Annotated in this window: 19 protein-coding genes; 9 read left to right on the forward strand and 10 right to left on the reverse strand. The window is 61.7% G+C overall.

Features of this window, described 5'->3' with window-relative positions:
- Positions 1-75: 75 nt before the first annotated feature.
- Positions 76-1,683: an inorganic phosphate transporter gene (locus tag KUL25_RS04010; RefSeq protein ID WP_257891754.1), complete on the forward strand. Its 1,608-nt coding sequence runs from the start codon at positions 76-78 to the stop codon at positions 1,681-1,683.
- A 142-nt stretch (positions 1,684-1,825) separates the two neighbouring features.
- Here the strand turns inward: KUL25_RS04010 and KUL25_RS04015 are convergent, their stop codons facing one another.
- Genes KUL25_RS04015 through KUL25_RS04025 form a run of 3 tightly spaced genes read right to left on the reverse strand, consistent with a single transcriptional unit; the run spans position 1,826 to position 3,899 of the window.
- On the reverse strand, positions 1,826-2,623 hold the full coding sequence (locus tag KUL25_RS04015) for a metal ABC transporter permease (protein WP_257891755.1): 798 nt from the start codon (positions 2,621-2,623) through the stop codon (positions 1,826-1,828).
- Positions 2,623-3,384 carry a metal ABC transporter ATP-binding protein gene (locus tag KUL25_RS04020; RefSeq protein ID WP_257891756.1) on the reverse strand — a complete coding sequence of 254 codons (762 nt, stop codon included), beginning with the start codon at positions 3,382-3,384 and terminating at the stop codon, positions 2,623-2,625. The genes KUL25_RS04015 and KUL25_RS04020 overlap by 1 nt, the downstream gene beginning before the upstream one ends.
- A complete protein-coding gene (locus KUL25_RS04025; protein WP_257891757.1) occupies positions 3,381-3,899 on the reverse strand; it encodes a transcriptional repressor in 519 nt (172 codons plus the stop codon). The genes KUL25_RS04020 and KUL25_RS04025 overlap by 4 nt, the downstream gene beginning before the upstream one ends.
- 56 nt (positions 3,900-3,955) lie before the next feature.
- Here KUL25_RS04025 and KUL25_RS04030 point away from each other — a divergent pair, with 56 nt between their 5' ends.
- Positions 3,956-4,978, forward strand: coding sequence for a zinc ABC transporter substrate-binding protein (locus tag KUL25_RS04030; protein WP_257891758.1), 1,023 nt, complete (start codon positions 3,956-3,958; stop codon positions 4,976-4,978).
- 201 nt (positions 4,979-5,179) lie between these two features.
- Here the strand turns inward: KUL25_RS04030 and KUL25_RS04035 are convergent, their stop codons facing one another.
- The 6 genes from KUL25_RS04035 to KUL25_RS04060 all read right to left on the reverse strand — a co-directional run bounded on the left by KUL25_RS04035 (position 5,180) and on the right by KUL25_RS04060 (position 9,986).
- Entirely contained in the window at positions 5,180-5,689 is a 510-nt protein-coding gene (locus KUL25_RS04035) for an anthrone oxygenase family protein (RefSeq protein WP_257891759.1), read from the reverse strand.
- Positions 5,690-5,756: 67 nt separating this feature from the next.
- Positions 5,757-6,176, reverse strand: a complete 420-nt coding sequence (locus KUL25_RS04040; RefSeq protein WP_257891760.1) for a DUF4345 domain-containing protein — start codon at positions 6,174-6,176, stop codon at positions 5,757-5,759.
- Positions 6,177-6,212: 36 nt separating this feature from the next.
- The gene (locus KUL25_RS04045) at positions 6,213-7,040 is read right to left on the reverse strand and encodes a Rossmann-fold NAD(P)-binding domain-containing protein (RefSeq protein WP_257891761.1); all 828 of its coding nucleotides are present in this window, start codon (positions 7,038-7,040) and stop codon (positions 6,213-6,215) included.
- Positions 7,041-7,147: 107 nt separating this feature from the next.
- A complete protein-coding gene (locus KUL25_RS04050; RefSeq protein WP_257891762.1) occupies positions 7,148-8,119 on the reverse strand; it encodes an AraC family transcriptional regulator in 972 nt (323 codons plus the stop codon).
- 130 nt (positions 8,120-8,249) lie between these two features.
- Positions 8,250-9,251, reverse strand: a complete 1,002-nt coding sequence (locus tag KUL25_RS04055) for an NAD(P)-dependent alcohol dehydrogenase (RefSeq protein WP_257891763.1) — start codon at positions 9,249-9,251, stop codon at positions 8,250-8,252.
- 12 nt (positions 9,252-9,263) lie between these two features.
- On the reverse strand, positions 9,264-9,986 hold the full coding sequence (locus KUL25_RS04060; protein ID WP_257891764.1) for a DUF4386 domain-containing protein: 723 nt from the start codon (positions 9,984-9,986) through the stop codon (positions 9,264-9,266).
- A gap of 92 nt (positions 9,987-10,078) precedes the next feature.
- Here KUL25_RS04060 and KUL25_RS04065 point away from each other — a divergent pair, with 92 nt between their 5' ends.
- Positions 10,079-10,978, forward strand: a complete 900-nt coding sequence (locus KUL25_RS04065) for a LysR family transcriptional regulator (RefSeq protein WP_257891765.1) — start codon at positions 10,079-10,081, stop codon at positions 10,976-10,978.
- A gap of 135 nt (positions 10,979-11,113) precedes the next feature.
- Here KUL25_RS04065 and KUL25_RS04070 read toward each other — a convergent pair whose 3' ends face one another.
- A complete protein-coding gene (locus tag KUL25_RS04070; protein ID WP_257891766.1) occupies positions 11,114-11,836 on the reverse strand; it encodes a helix-turn-helix transcriptional regulator in 723 nt (240 codons plus the stop codon).
- 87 nt (positions 11,837-11,923) lie between these two features.
- Between KUL25_RS04070 and KUL25_RS04075 the strand changes: the two genes are divergently transcribed.
- From KUL25_RS04075 to KUL25_RS04100, 6 genes are all read left to right on the forward strand, one after another.
- Positions 11,924-12,856, forward strand: a complete 933-nt coding sequence (locus KUL25_RS04075) for an alpha/beta fold hydrolase (RefSeq protein ID WP_257891767.1) — start codon at positions 11,924-11,926, stop codon at positions 12,854-12,856.
- Between the two features lie 165 nt (positions 12,857-13,021).
- The gene (locus tag KUL25_RS04080; RefSeq protein ID WP_257891768.1) at positions 13,022-13,192 is read left to right on the forward strand and encodes a hypothetical protein; all 171 of its coding nucleotides are present in this window, start codon (positions 13,022-13,024) and stop codon (positions 13,190-13,192) included.
- Positions 13,193-13,313: 121 nt separating this feature from the next.
- Complete coding sequence (locus KUL25_RS04085) at positions 13,314-14,510, forward strand: helix-turn-helix domain-containing protein (protein WP_257891769.1); 1,197 nt, start codon at positions 13,314-13,316, stop codon at positions 14,508-14,510.
- Between the two features lie 231 nt (positions 14,511-14,741).
- A complete protein-coding gene (locus KUL25_RS04090; protein ID WP_257891770.1) occupies positions 14,742-15,095 on the forward strand; it encodes a glycine zipper family protein in 354 nt (117 codons plus the stop codon).
- 11 nt (positions 15,096-15,106) lie between these two features.
- On the forward strand, positions 15,107-15,322 hold the full coding sequence (locus KUL25_RS04095; protein ID WP_257891771.1) for a hypothetical protein: 216 nt from the start codon (positions 15,107-15,109) through the stop codon (positions 15,320-15,322).
- A 25-nt stretch (positions 15,323-15,347) separates the two neighbouring features.
- Entirely contained in the window at positions 15,348-16,196 is an 849-nt protein-coding gene (locus KUL25_RS04100) for an SDR family oxidoreductase (RefSeq protein ID WP_257891772.1), read from the forward strand.
- Positions 16,197-16,226: the final 30 nt, after the last annotated feature.

Here is a 16,226-nt window from a genome sequence, read left to right on the forward strand (position 1 = left end):
TGCATCCGGGAAACATATCGAGGCGCGAAAGACGACACATTGACATAGCGCATTCTGCGCCCCCTGCCGCCTGTGATGATAACCCTGCCAAACGCGCAGAAAAGGGGGGACCGCACTGTGTTGCGAACTGAAAACATAGAATATGCCGTACAGCGAAACCGTGACGAGTTGTTCCGCTTTGGAACGGCGCTGATCTTCATCGTCGGAATCATGCTCTTTACCATCGTGCGGACCGATGGGGGGACAGACGGCATCCTGATGGTCGCTGCCGCGATGATCGGTGGCTACATGGCGATGAACATCGGCGCCAACGATGTGGCCAATAATGTCGGGCCTGCGGTGGGCTCGCAGGCCATCACGTTGACGGGCGCCATCCTGATCGCGGCCTTTTTCGAGGCCGGCGGCGCATTGATCGCGGGCGGGGACGTCGTGGGCACGATCAAGAGTGGGATCATCGATCCCGATCTGGTCGCGGACCGCGATACCTTCATCTGGCTGATGATCGCGGCGCTGCTGGCGGCCGCCGTGTGGCTGAACTTTGCGACGGTCGTCGGCGCGCCGGTGTCCACCACCCATTCGATTGTCGGCGGGGTCCTGGGCGGGGGTAACGCCGCGACAGGCTGGGGTATCGCGGATTGGTCCGTCGTGGGCCAGATCGCGGCAAGCTGGGTGATCTCTCCGCTCTTGGGGGGGCTGATCGCTGCGGGGTTCCTTTACATCATCAAGCGCACCATCACCTACAAACGCGACGTTCTGGCGGCGGCCAATCGCATGGTGCCGGTGCTGGTGGCTATCATGGCCTGGGCCTTCGCGACATATCTGATGCTCAAGGGCGTCAAGAAGATCGTTGCCGTCCCGTTCCCCGTGGCAATCCTGATCGGGATCGCCGTGGCCGCTGCAGTCTATGTGATCATGCGGCCCCACATCAAACGCAAAACCGCGCAGATGGAAAACCACAAGGCCAGCATCAATGACCTTTTTACGGTTCCCCTGATCTGCGCGGCGGCCCTGTTGAGCTTTGCACATGGCGCAAACGACGTGGCCAATGCGGTCGGTCCGCTTGCCGGGATCAACGAGGCGATTTCCGAAGGCGGCATCTCGGCGGAGGCCGGAATTCCCATATGGGTCATGGCTGTGGGGGCCATCGGGATCGCGCTGGGGCTGGCGCTTTATGGCCCCAAGCTGATCCGGACGGTTGGCAGTGAGATTACTGAACTCGACAAGATGCGCGCCTTTTGCATCGCCATGGCCTCCGCGATTACCGTGATCATCGCATCGCAACTGGGGCTGCCTGTCAGCTCTACACACATCGCTGTCGGCGGTGTCTTTGGCGTCGGTTTCCTGCGGGAATACATCAAGTCAAGCTACGCGCGCATGCTGCATGATATCCGAAGCCACCATGCCGACACTGACCCCGCAGCCGTCGAGGAATTGTTGCAGGAATTCGAGGCGGCGGATGTTGCCACCAAGGGCGAATTGCTGCGCGACATGAAGGCGCAAACTTCGGCGGATCGTGTGTTGGGAAAGCAGGAGCGACGCGGGCTGCGCCGCGTGCACCGTGTGGAGCTGGTAAAGCGCAACCTGCTGCTGCGCATCGCGGCGGCGTGGATCATCACGGTTCCCATCGCGGCGACGCTTGCCGCGATGTTCTTCTACATGATCCGCGGCATGATGCTGCCTTGAACGGATCTCGCGCTGTCGCGAGAGGAGGGGTGATGCGTCCAAGCGTGGTTTGAAGAAGGGCTATGGAGGCCGTCGGCAGATCTTGCCAATAGCCGCGCCCCCGGTCTGATAGCGGGATAGATCGCAAGGCGAAGTCGGGCGCTCAGGCGCCGCGTCGGCTGCGCCAGCCCAAGGCGCTCAACCCCGCGAACAGCACCGCTGCCACGCAGACGATGGAGGGTCCTGCAGGAGTGTCGAAAAGGTAGGCCGCGCGCAGGCCCGCCGCGGCGGAAAGCGCCCCGATCGTCGCGGCGATCAGGGCCATGGCCTCGGGCGTGCGGGCCAGGCTGCGGGCGGCGGCTGCGGGAATGATCAGCATCGCCGCGATCAGCAGCACGCCGACAACCTTGATGGCGACGGCCACGGTGATGGCAAGGGCAAGGGTCAGGATCAACTGCTCGCGCTTGGGATCGATGCCACCGGCATAGGCCAGTTCCTCGGACAAGGTCGCGGTCAGCAGCGGCGACCAGCGCCACGCGATCAGCCCCACGACAAGCGCCGCGCCGCCCCAGATGACAAGCAGATCCGTGCGAGAAACAGCCAGGATATCACCAAAGAGATACGCCATCAGGTCGATGCGGATGCCCGACAGGAACGAGACAGCGACCAACCCGAAGGCCAGCGCGGAATGGGCCAGAACGCCCAGAAGCGTGTCCATCGCGTAGCCACGCCCCGTCAACACCGTGACAGTCAGCGCCATGATCAGCGCAACCGCGACCGTCCCCACAAAGATCGACATCTGAAGGGCCAGCGCCAGCGCCACACCCAGAATGGCGGCATGGGCCGTGGCGTCGCCAAAATAGGCCATGCGTCGCCAGACCACGAAACATCCAAGGGGGGCCGCCGCAACGGCCACGCCAACCCCGGCAAGGGTGGCGCGCGTCAAGAAATCATCAAGCATTATTCGGCGGCCTCGTGCGTGTTCGGATGATCGTGACCCTCATGGGGCCCATCTGCGTGGTCATGATCATGGTCATGGCGGTAAAGGGCCAGCGCCCCCCCAGTCCCGGTGCCGAACAGCGCGCGATATTCCGGCGCCGAGGCCACCACATCCGGCGTTCCGGCGCAGCACACATGGCCGTTGAGGCAGATCACCCGGTCCGATGCGCTCATCACCACGTGGAGTTCGTGGCTGATCATCAGCACAGCGCAGCCGGTGTCGCGCCGCACGTCTTCGATCTGGCGATAGAAGGCGGCTGATCCGGGTTGGTCCAGCCCCTGCGTGGCCTCATCCAGCAGCAGGATGTCGGGCCGATTGACGAGGGCTCCGGCAAGCAGCACCCTTTGGAACTGGCCCCCAGAAAGCTGCGACATCTGCCGCTTCAGCAAATCCGGCACCCCCGCAGTCGCGAGTGCCGCGACACAGTCTTGACGGGTCACTTCGCCGTTAAGGCGCAGGAAACGTTCAACGGTGATCGGAAGTGTCGCATCGATGTGCAAGCGCTGCGGCACATAGCCGATCCGCAAGCCCGGTTTCCGTGTGACGCGCCCCTCGGCGGGGGGCGTCGCCCCGATGATGGCTTTGAGAAGGCTCGTCTTGCCGGACCCGTTGGGGCCGACGATGGTGACGATCTCGCCGGGCTCCACCGCCAGCGAGACATGGCGCAACACCGTGTTGGCGCCATAGCGGACGCTCAGGTTGTCGACGTTGATCAGGCTCATGCGCAGGCCTTTTCGGCACAGGCCGGGCAGATCCCCTCGGCCTCCACGACCGTTCGTTCGATCTGGAAACCGGCGGCGCGCGCCGCCGCGCCAAGTGCGCCCTTGGCGGGGGCGGACTGCGCCTCTGCGACCGCGTCGCACATACGGCAGATCATGAAGGCAGGGGCGTGGACCTGACCCGGATGGGCACAGGCGACAAAGGCGTTAAGGCGCTCGACCTTATGGACAAACCCGTTTTCGACAAGAAAATCCAGCGCCCGATAGGCCACGGGGGGCTGTGACCCGAACCCGGCTGCGCGCAGCAGATCAAGGATCGCATAGGCCCCCAAGGCGCGGTGTTCCTGCAACAACAGCTCCAACACCTTGCGCCGCACCGGGGTCAGCCGCAGGCCCTCGGACGCACAGCGCGCCTCTGCCGAGGCAAGGGCCTCTGCCACACAGGCAGCGTGGTCGTGGTGTCGAAACCCGAGTGCGGCGTCATGTGCCGCGTGTTGGGTGGGTGAGTCACTTGTCATGTTATTCCATAACGCTTATACCGCCGTTAATGTTATAAGATCACATGAGGGATCCAATGTCTAGAAAGCTTCTTTCCTTGTCCGCCATGGCGACGCTGATGGGCGGCACGGCCCTGGCGGATGTGCCGAGCGTTGCCGTCGATATCGCGCCGATCCATTCGCTGGTGGCGCGCGTCATGGGGGATGTCGGAACGCCGGACCTGATCGTGCAGCAGGGCGCCTCGCCGCACCAATACAGCTTGCGCCCGTCGGAGGCTGCGGCCCTGCAAGAGGCGAACCTGGTCTTCTGGATGGGGGCGGATTTGTCACCCTGGTTGGAGGATGCCATCGCGACCCTGTCCGATGACGCCGTGGTCACAACGCTGCTGGAGGCCGACGCGACCGTGCTGATCGAGTCGCGGGAAGGGGCACTGTTCGAAAGGCATGGTCATGGTGACGACGATCATGAGGAACATGATGAGCATGCGGACGAGCATGATCACGAAGTGCATGACCATGAAGAGCATGCTGATGAACATGCTGATGAGCATGACCATGAAGAACACGACCACGAAGAACACGAGCATGGGGCCCATGACCCCCATGCTTGGCTTTCCATCGAGAATGCCGATGCTTGGCTCAACCTGATTGCGGCGCAGCTTTCTGCCGCTGACCCCGACAATGCGGGCAGCTACTTTGCCAACGCCGCCGCCGCCCGCGCGGAGATGGAGAGGCTGGCCGCCGAGATCAACGCGACACTTGACCCGGCTCGCGGCGGCAGTTTCATCGTCTTTCACGATGCCTACCAGTATTTCGAGGTCGATTTCGACTTCCCTGCCTCGGGCTCGATCTCGTTGAGCGATGCCTCTGACCCCAGCCCCGCGCGGATCGCCGATATTCAGGGGCGTATTCAGGCGGAAGGTGTGGATTGCGTCCTGGCGGAGCCGCAGTTCAATCCGGGCATCGTCGAGGTGGTTCTTGATGGCACCGACGCAAATACCGGGGTGATCGACCCGCTCGGGTCCGAGCTTGCACCGGGCCCGGATCTCTATCCGCAACTGATGCGCAACATGGCGACAACGCTGCTCGATTGCCTGTAATGCCATAAGCTGCTTCGGCCGAGGGTCTTACCTCGGCCGAAGTTGAGACTCACCGGACGCCGGGGCGCAATCGGCGTCTTTCCAACTTGGCGGACAGCAAGTGGCGGGCATCAAGGGGCAATGCGTCCGTTTTCAATGCTGATTGGGTAGAAGGATATCCAGTCAGCTATTCACGCCCAGACGAAGCAGGTGCACGTAGCGTCAAACTGCTTGTGCTTGCGTTTGTGTCGCCCACAACAACCCAAACAGCAAAAGGGCGGATGACAGGCCACTGGCGAAGGTGCGCACGGTGTTCCAGAAGGTCCAACGCGGCAGATACGTTCCGGTCCAATAGTCGCGGGTTGTGTCTGCGGTCACGTCCATGCCTGCCAGTGTTTCGTTCATCGGCACGTTGAAGCCGACCGTGACCCCAAAACAGCCGATAAGATCTATCACGCCCGCAAGCATGATGACGTTGCCCGGCCCGTTGCCGATATAGATCCCACCATAGGCCGCGATCAGAAGCGACACAGGGGCCAACCCGATGAAGAGGGCCATGAAGACCCAGCGGAACACCTCGCGGTTGATGACCTGCATCGCATCCACGCCACCAGCGCCGCCGGTTTGGGCCAGCGACCGCATGATGAAATCGGAAAACGCGAGGAAGACGCCGCTGACCAGCGCATAGGCGATGATGGCGAGTTGCAGGAAAATGAAGATGATAGGGGACATGGGAGCCTCTCCTTTGAAAGGGTGGCACGGCGGGAAGGGCGAATGATCCCGCCGCGTTTGACGGGACCTATGCGGGTCCGGCGGCGTGCTGCTTGCCGGTCTGACTACGGCGACCAAACGCGGCAAGGCAAAGGGCCGCTATCGCAAGTTCAAGTCCCAAGGCGGCAAGCACGCTGCCCGAGGGGATGCCATCGACGATAAGCCCCACCACCCGACCGGCCGGAAAAGCAAGGAACACGGTGAAAGCCGCGACGATCGACACATCGCGCCAAGCCTCGCGCCAGATGCCCATCAGCATGAGGGCACCAAGGACTGCAAGCCCCGCGGCAGGGGCGCGAAGCTCGCTCAGCAAGTTCACGTCCGCGCCAAGCGTGATGCCATAGCTGGCATAGAACGCATGGGGTGCGGCAAGGATCGCGAGGCCAATCCCAAGTGCTGTGACACCGGCCACGCCAAGCGTTGATTTCTGAAAGGTGCCAAAGGTCATGAAAACCTCCTAGAAGTGCGATTGGATGGGGGGGGATCAGGCAGCCGTGGACCACTTGCCGGACCATGCTGCGGCTTTGGCATAATCTGCAAAGTCGCGTGGTGGGCGGCCCAAGGCACGCTGGACGCCGTCGCACACGTACGCATTGCGACCGTCGAGGGTTTCGCGGGCGATCGCTGTGAAGACGTCGGCGACGAAATCGCCACCGGACGCCGCGACATTGGCGTGGAAGTCTTCAAAGCTGATGGGCAGGTGCTGGATGGGGCGACCCACCGCTTCAGACAAGGTCTGGGCCATGTCCGCGAAGCTCATCAACCGGGGGCCGGTGACTTCGTAAAGCTCACCCCGGTGCCCGTCTTCGGTCAGGGCGGCGACGACGACATCGGCGATGTCGTCGATGTCGATGATGGGTTCCTGGATCATCCCACCGGGTATGGGCAGGACACCCGCCAGGATCGGATCGCGCAGGTAGCCTTCGCTGAAGTTCTGGGCAAACCAGGACGAGCGCACCAGGGTGAAGTCGATCCCCGAGGTGCGCACGACCTCTTCGCCCATGCGGGCATGGTGTTCGCCGCGCCCCGACAGCAGGACAATGTGTTTCAGGCCGCTTGTCCTGGCCACGTCGCAAAAGGCCGCCACTTTCTCGACCGCACCGGGGAAGGCGAGATCCGGGAAATAGGTGACATAGGCCTTGTCGATACCTTCCAGGACCGGGCCCCAGGTTTCGGGGGCGTCCCAGTCGAAGGGGAGGGGGGCGCGGCGTGTGCCGTGCCGGACGGGCAGCTTCATCGCTTCAAGTCGGGCCGCGACGCGCAGGCCAGTCTTGCCGGTTGCGCCGATGACGAGGATTGGATTGGGTCGCATTGCTTTGCTCCTTGGCTGGGTTTGATAGCCAAGGGGGTAGGCCGTTCGGGGGGCTGACGTATTGACCGGCCTTGCCAGTCTTTTGACTGCGGCGGCCAAGGTGGGCGTCAGCGGACCGAATGCGCCTTGCGGTAGCTGGCGGGGGTATGGCCGACCCAGCGCTTGAAAGCGCGAGTGAAGGCGCTCTGCTCGGAAAACCCGGTCAGAAATGCGATTTCAGCAAGCGAATGCTGATCGTCGCGCAGCAGCCCTTCGGCAAGATCGCGGCGCGTCGCGTCGGTCAATGTCTTGAAGCTCATGCCATGTTCCGACAGTCGCCTGTGAAAGGACCGCGCGCTCAGGCCAAGACCACTGGCGATGGTGGCCATCTTCGGCGTGCCCTCGCTCAGTGCCTGTGCGATCGCGTCTTTCGCCTTGTCTACAAGGGGGGCGTCGACCGCCATCTGCGACAGTTCAGAATCAAGATGCGAGATGAGGTAGCGCGAGATCCCTTCGTCACCCAGCAGGTTCGGCAAGGCCAGTGTCTTGGCCGAGAACACAATGGCATCGAGATCGGCATCGAACCGCACAGGGCACCCGAACCAATCTTCATGGGCGGTGATCGACTTGGGGGCGGCGTGTTGAAAACGCACTTCGAGCGGGGCGATATGGGTGCGGTTGACCTGCCGCGCAATCGATATCGCACTAGCCAGGGTCGCTTCGTTCGACAGCCTCAGGCCCAAGCGCCGCGCGCCCGCCCGTCGCAGGATAAAGAGCGTGCCCGCAGGATCGGGGCGCAGTTCATAGTCAACTACGCTGGTCCAAAGCCGGGCGTAGCGTTCAATCCGCACATAGGACGCCCCCAGCGTCGTCGCAGCCTTGAACGCCAATCCCAGCGCGCCGTATTCGTCCAACCGCATCGAGGCCCCGGCCCGCAGGGGCAGTTCCGTGACATCGACTTGCGCGGCAATGCGCTCCAGCATGTCATAATAGGCGGGGGCGGGGATCATCTCTTTCGGGTCCCACGGGCCGTTTCGGTCGATCCCGACACGCGCCAACAACGCGGGTGCATCGACGCAATCGCCAGCTGCGGCAACCATTTTTCGTGCAAAGAGTGACGTAACGTGACCCATGGGGAGAAACATACACGCGACGCATGGCCTGCCAAGCCTTGCCACATGTTGACGGCCCCGGCCTTCGCCAGAGCCGTCGCGCTTAAGGCAGGTGGATTTACGCGGCTTTCCGGGCTTGAGGCTGCTCGGCGACGCGCACCACGACGTTTCCGCGCTTGCGACCCGTGTCGACATGGGAATGGGCCGCTTTCATGTCGTCGAACCCATAGCTTCTGTCGATCACCGGCTTGAAGCCGCCACGTGCCGCCAGATCGACGACCGCCTGTAGAACGCCGCGATCCTCTGATGCGACGCCACCGATCAACTTCTTGCCCTTCAGCGCGGCCTTGAGGCTTCCGAACAGCATATCCGACGTCCTGCCCGCAATCAGGACCATCTTGCCACCGGGCCGCAGGGCATGTTGGGCCCGCGCCCACGGAAGCGTGCCGACCGTATCAACGACCATATCGTAATGATCGCCAGCCGCGATGACGTCTTGCGTGCGATAGTCGATCACGCGGTCAGCCCCAAGGCTGCGCACCAACTCCACGTTCGCCCCGCTGGACACGCCCGTAACATGGGCCCCAAGATGCTTGGCAATCTGGACACAGGCCGAGCCGACGGACCCGGAGGCACCGTTGATCAAGACGGTATCACCCGATTGCAGTTTGGCCTTGTTGACCAGAAAATCATAGGCTGCCGTCCCGCCGAAGGGGATCGCCGCGGCATCGGTGAAGCTGATGTTGTCGGGTTTCCGGGTCAGCTTACCCGCCTCAGGCATCGTGATGAACTCCGCATGGGCGCCGAAGCCTGCACCGGGGAAACCGATGACGGCGTCGCCTGGTTGATACGTCGTGACCTGTGCGCCGACGGCCTCGATCACACCTGAAAATTCAGTGCCAAGGATCGGTTTGCGCGGGCCGGTGATCCCGAACACCAACCGCCCCAGCAGCCCCAGGCCCCTTGGCATCGTCAGGCTGCGCGCGCGCCAGTCGCCTGCGCTGACGGTGGTGGCATGGACCCGGACCAGGACCTCATCTGGTTTTGGGGTCGGGGTTGGAACGTCGACTTTCTCCAGCACGTCAGGCGCGCCGTAGTCTTTGTATGAATAAGCAAGCATCACTACTCTCCTTCAAGCCGCAGCTGGGGCGATGTGTGTGTTTTGGGGTGAACGTCCGCCACGGATCAGCAGCCAAAGACCAAAGCTGATCTCCGACAGGGTGACGACGACCAGCAAGCCGACATAGGTGTAGTCGATCACAGCAACTTGGGTGAACGTCAGCCTTGCAACGCCTTGGATCAGGTAGCCGACGGCCCCGATGAACAGACCCCAGCCCAGAAGATGTGGGACGACATCGGACTTCAGGATCAGCCAACCCAAGGCCAGTAGGTGCGCGCCGAAGAACAACTGCCAGACAAAGACACCCATGGCATGTGCGTCAAAACAGAACTGAGCAAGCGCAGTCAGCATCGTGTCATCCAGACCAGGTGACCCGGTCAGCAGGATGTAGGGCATCACCCACAGCAGGATGTTGACCCCCATGACCACGATCATGCCCAAGCGCGAGATGACCGCGACAAGGGCCATCTTGGGGCCGACATGACGGAACATGTGGTAGAGAATGGCGGTGATCGCCAGTTCAAACAGGATCACGGCACTGTCCGCCAGAACACCCAGCTTGAAGAGGCCTTGGTAGGCCAGCAGGTTGGCGACAGAGGTTGCAGCGTCATCAGCGACGATCTGCATGGGCACGTAGCCGATGCTGAAGCCGCCACAGACGGCGATCGCAAGGTAAAGCGCGCCCGCCAGGCGTGCGGCATTCGGATCCCAGTGCAGTCTTGCGGGGTCGGTCATCGTCTATCCTTTCGCTTTGGTAAGAGGGCGTCCTGGCATTGGTGTATGCCGTCGGGCTGCTCATGCGAATTGACTAAATTTCCATTCTTGATATGCATATCTGTATGGATTGGCGTGCCGTGAAATTTGATTGGAACAAGGCCCGCGCCTTTTTGGTGACGGCGGAAGAGGGGTCGCTTTCTGCCGCTGCGCGCGCGTTGGGCATGGCGCAACCGACACTTGGGCGGCAGGTCGATGGGCTGGAGCAAGAGCTGGGAGTTGTCCTGTTCGAGCGCGTGGGCCGTGGCCTGACGCTGACCCCCAGCGGGGTGGAGTTGCTGGAACATGTCCGCGCGATGGGCGCGGCTGCGGGCCGGGTTTCGCTGGCCGCCCTTGGCCAGTCGCAGGCGCTGGAAGGGACGATCAGCATTTCAGCCAGCGAGACCTACGCCGCCGCATTGTTGCCGCCGATTGTCGCCAAGCTGAGGGTCGAAGAGCCGGGCATTCACGTTGAAATCGTCGTTTCAAACCGGGCAAGCGATTTGCTGCGCCGCGAAGCGGATATCGCGATCCGCAGCTTTCGGCCCACCGAACCTGATCTGATCGCAACGAAAATCGGTATGGCGGATGCAATCCTCTATGCCAGTCCAGGCTATGTCGAAAAGCTCGGGCATCCCAAAACGCCTTATGACCTGCGGCACGCCGACTTCGTCAGCATTGATCCGTCAGGGGGCATGATCAAACCGCTCAACAGCCTTGGCCTTGGTCTGACCGAGGCGAATTTTCCGCTGCTGACGGAAAGCTATCTGGTGATGTGGGAGTTGGTGAAGCAAGGCGCTGCCATCGGTATTCTGGATGCGCACATCGGGGACGCCGCCCCCGATGTCGTGCGCGTTCTGCCCGATCTGGAACCCCTCAGCTTTCCGATCTGGCTGGTGGCCCATCGGGAATTGACGACAAGCCGACGGATCAGGCGCGTCTATGACTTTCTGAAAGAAGAGTTGAAGCGTTAAAGGCCCTCATGCGTGGCGCAGACGGCTGAGGGCCCATCCGTGCGGTGGGTCAACCGGATGCAACTCCGTCCTGCCCGGGCATGCCTTCGCGCCAAGCTGCGACGCACCGGATTCTGTGCGCTTTGCAGCGTTTTATTATACGAGACGAACGGGGCGAATGGGGTGTACACCTTCATCAAAGGGAACGACGCGCCGACGAAATGACGCCCCCTCAACGCATTCGGGCGCGCGGATCCGATCCATTCGGAAGTGGCGAAAATCGTCGCGCGACGGGTCCCAGGCCACCAGATACCACAACGGCGGCAAGATCAGCATGGCTTGCGGCTCGACATGGCGCGTGGTCTCGGCCCCTTTCGCGTCACGATAGCGGAACTGCAAAAGGAACCGGCTGAGAAAAGCAGTCTCGAAGGCGGGCAGTAATGCGGGGTCCATCTGCCCGAGGTTGGAGAGGTCGACTTGTGGTGCAAGCGGGCCGACGTACAGGCATTCCAGAAACCGGCGCAGATCGCGGACCTTGTCAGTGGGAAGGGCTTTCTCGATCTTGGAAAGCCCCGCGTCAGCAAGGCTGGAAAAAGGAAGGTTTCCAGCCGCACGCATGCTTGAGACACCAATGATCAGCGCGAACACCTCTGCGACGGACAGGCGCGCCGTCGTCTGGATCGAGTGTGGGTCAAGGCTCAACCCGCCGCCACGCCCCGGTTCGGTATGAATGACAAACCCTTCATCGCGCAGGGCAGCGATGTCGCGAATGATCGTGCGCCGTGACGCGCCGACATCCGCTGCAAGCCCTTGAATCGTTGTCATGCCGTTGCGGCGCAGGCTGCGCACGATGGCGTCTTGTCGATTGCGACTACTCATATCTGCAAACCACCACACAAAGGTGTCAAAAATTGGCACCTTTCCAGCCTAGGCGGTGTTGAAGCCATTCAACAAGGAGATACCATCATGTCCAATATCGCAGACTTCCCCAAACCCACGCTTGTGTCCGTAAACGGTGTCGTGCTTGAGGTCTTTGAAGCGGGTCAACGAAACAAGGGAAATCCGATTGTCTTGTGCCACGGGTGGCCAGAGCAAGCCTTTTCCTGGCGTCACCAGATGCCAGCACTGGCGGCAGCGGGCTTCCACGTCATCGTCCCCAACCAGCGGGGCTACGGGCAATCATCACGTCCCGAACAGGTCACGGATTACGATATCTCTCATCTGACAGGCGATCTCGTGGCGCTTCTTGATCACTTCGGCTACGACGACGCCGTTTTTGTCGGCCACGATTGGGGCGCGAATGTCGTCTGGAGCATGGCGCAGCTGCACCCAGATCGCGTCTCCAGGATCATCAGCCTCGCGCTGCCCTATCAAGCCCGGACACCAAAGCCCTGGATCGAGTTCATGGAGGAATTCTTCGGACCCGATAACTACTTCGTTCACTTCAATCGGCAGCCCGGCGTTGCCGATGCGGTGCTTGACCAGAATACCGCGCAATTCCTGCGCAATCTGTATCGCAAGGCCGTCCCGCCCGCGCCGCCCGAGGCTGGTATGATGATGATCAACCTCGCGCAAGCCGAAGCCCCCCTTGGAGAGCCGATCCTTGGGGAAGCGGAACTCGCCGTCTACGTCGCCGCCTTTGAGGCGACGGGCTTTACGGGCAGCATCAATTGGTACCGGAACATGGACCGCAACTGGCATATATTGGCGGATGTCGACCCGATCATCCGCAAGCCCGCCCTCATGATCTACGGGGAACACGACATGATCCCGAAGTCTGAAAACCTGGCGGATTTCGTGCCGAACGTGGAGGTGGTCAGCCTTGATTGCGGTCATTGGATCCAGCAGGAAATGGCCGCAGAAACGACCCACGCGATCCTGGCATGGTTAGCGGGGTAGGGCGCGTGCCAGGCTACGCGCCCATAGAAACACAGCGGCCCGAGAATAGGGCCGCAGTGACCCCGTATGCGACAGCGCGAGGCGCTTTTTGGACAGCTACCCCACCTTCGTTCGTAAAAGATCGGGCTTGTCGGCGCTGAGGTCGATCAACGGGATGCTCGGCTGGTGTTAGTCACGGCCACCGACGCCGGAACGGAAAAGCTGTCCGAGGCGCTTGCCACGCTTGCGAAGCGGGCGGCGTATCTGTTCGATGATCGCTGGAACGACAAGGAGGTGGACCAATTCGCCGTCATGTTGCGCCGCGTGATTGCAGGGACGGGCGACACGCTGGCCTGATCCCAAGGCGCAGAAGGCTTACAGCACACAATTGGTTGCTGTTTGCCAACGTGTATCGAATAAATGTGCAGGTTCTCGGTTCTTGACCGGTTTCAACCAAACCCTCCGGAGCAGCACATCCATGTTGTCGATATACGAACGCCTATATTGGGAGCATCTGGGCGTCGCAGCCGCATTGGCGATTTCACTATTCGTGATCGTGGGCTTGCTTCTGAGGTTGCGGGAAACAACCGGGCCCAGGATGCATATCTGGGCGATGCTGGCGTTTTTTGCCGTCAACACATCCGATGCCGTCAACTCCTTTGCCTACTCGGATATCTTCTCGGCCCCGAACCGGTTCTACCGCTGGAACGACGTCCTGATCCCCGGCTTCATGGTGTCGCTCTATTTCTATGTCAGGGCGTTGACCAGTTCCGACCCAATGATAGGCCGTCGGGATTGGCTGCACGTGGTGCCCTTTATTGCGGGCCTGATCTGCCTTGCGCCCGCCCTTTTGCTGCCGGGGGATGTAAGGCGCGGGGTCTCGGACGTGCCCCTCTCGGACGGTTACCGGCAGCTGGTCGAGCTTGGCGACACGGCATTCTGGATTTTGTGGGTCGTCATTCTTGGCGTCTATGGCACCCTGTGCATTCGCCGCCTCATGGCGCATAAACGCAACATCCGTGCGGTCTTTTCCGATCTTGAGGGCAAGACCCTGCGCTGGCTGGATGGTCTGGTGGCAACCATTCTTGTTCTGGCGCTGATCGTCATCATCGACGAAATCCGAATCTTGCTTGGCCAGCCGTCTATCCGCGACGGGATCGCCTCGTTGCTGTATGACGTGGTGCTGGCCGGATCGTTCGGCATCTTCGCTTTGCGCGCCGTGCCACCGCTGCCGCAGTGGTCTGGGGAAATCGTCGCGCCAGATCGCCCGGTCCCCGACACGCGCGAGGAAATCTCCGAGACGACCAAACCCTACGCGCGATCCGGGCTGCAACAAGACGATATCGCCCGCTATGCCGCGCGGCTGGAAAAACGGATGGCCGAGGGGCAGCTGTGGCGCAAACATGCGCTGAACCTCCAGGGCCTCGCCTCTGAAGTCGCTGTATCCCCGATCCATCTGTCGGAGGTCTTGAACACGAAGATCGGCATGTCGTTTTACGATTACGTCAACCAGTGCCGCATCCGCGATGCCTGTGATCTTCTGATCCAGACCAATATGTCCGTGATCGAGATCAGTGAGGCTGTTGGCTTCAACGCCAAGTCGACCTTCAACACCAGTTTCAAGAAGGTGACGGATCAAACGCCAAGCCAATGGCGTGCGACACACAAGCCTTGAGGGGTATCAACCCTCGTTTGCCAAGGCGACGGCGCGAAACCTGATTTCCCAAATAACTGAAAAGAAATCGTAAAAGGCTGACACGCGTGTTGTCCAGCTTGTCCGAACGTCCGGGCCAGTCGGTCCGGTCGCGGCATGATCGCGCCCTGCCTATTCCTTTGACACATCGCCGGACCGCAGCGCGTGAAGACCACGCAGCACCCGGCCATCCTGTCGAGAAGGACGCAAATTATGAAATACCTGATGACACTTCCCGCCGTGCTGATTGTCGCCGCCTGTGCGGACAGTGGCGCGAACTATCAACCGATCCTCGATGGACCGGCGACGCCCGCGTATCGGTCCGATCTGTCCGCCTGCCAGACGCTCGCGCGCAATCAGTTTGGACAAGAGGCCCTTGGGGCAGCCGCGCTGGGTGCCGGGGCAGGGGCGGTTCTTGGCGAAGTGGACGACGCGGGCGATGCCTTGGGGGGCGCCATATTCGGTGCGTTGGCCGGTAGGGCCGCGGGGGCGGTGGATGTCAGTGACCGCCGTCAGGCGATCGTGCTGGAATGTCTGCGTGGTCGTGGCCACCGCGTCGTCGGATAGGGGGGACGGCAATGGCCCATCACTCACCCACACGGTCCCGGCGCTTTCAAACGCTCTACGATCTTCTGACAGGCGGTCTTCTGATAGGCGGTGCTGATCGCGCGCTGCCAATCCGAACCGATATCCCGGATCACCTGCGCTCTGACGTCGGTCTGCCGGACGTCCAGACAGACGGTCGTACGAACCACCCTCTCGGCACGCTTCGTGCCGACATCCATAGATACTGACCACACCCGAGAAGGGAGACCGCAGATGAAACGCGTATTGATCGCAGGGGCCACGGGGTATCTGGGCCGTCACCTCTGCGCAGAATACCAAGGCCGCGGATGGCATGTGACGGCGCTGGTTCGGTCTGAACCGGGCGCCCGCGACATCAAGGCAAATGCTTTGGTCGTCGCGCAAGCCACCTGGCCCGAAACGCTGGTGGGGGTCATGGACAACATCGATCTGGTTGTCTCTGCCCTTGGGATAACGCGACAGGCCGACGGTGTCGGCTATTGGGATGTTGATTACCAAGCCAACCTCAACTTGCTGGAAGAAGCGGTGCGCGCCAATGCAAAGCAGTTCGGCTTCATCCACGTCCTGAACGCGGATCGCATGGGCGACGTCCCACTTGTTGCCGCCAAAAGCGCCTTCGTGCGCAAGTTGCAGCAAGCGCCGCTGCAATCCACCGTCATTGCGCCCACGGGGTACTTTTCCGACATGGCCGATTTCCTGGCCATGGCCAGGGCCGGGCGGGTCTGGCTCTTTGGCAAGGGATTGCAAAGGATCAACCCCATTCACGGTGCCGATCTTGCGGCAGCGAGCTTTGATGCCATCGCGCGCGGCGAAGCATGGTACGCGGTCGGCGGTCCCGAGCCGTTCACGCAGATCGAGCTTGCGACCCTGTGTTTCGAGGTGCTGGACGCCCCCGTTCGCATCACACATGTGCCCGATGTCTTGCGCCGCCTGTCGCTTTGGCTTTTGCCGCGTCTTGCGCCGCGCAGGATCGCCGGACCGGCACAGTTCTTTCTGACGGCACTGGCCATGAACATGACCGCACCGCCATTCGGAACGCATCGCTTGGCCGCGCATTTTCAATCCATCGCAGATCAGGACTGAAGGCCTGCCGAGGCCTTCCATGGGGCGGAG

The sequence above is a fragment of the Gymnodinialimonas phycosphaerae genome, from assembly GCF_019195455.1.
In the GTDB taxonomy this organism is placed as follows: Bacteria; Pseudomonadota; Alphaproteobacteria; order Rhodobacterales; family Rhodobacteraceae; genus Gymnodinialimonas; species Gymnodinialimonas phycosphaerae.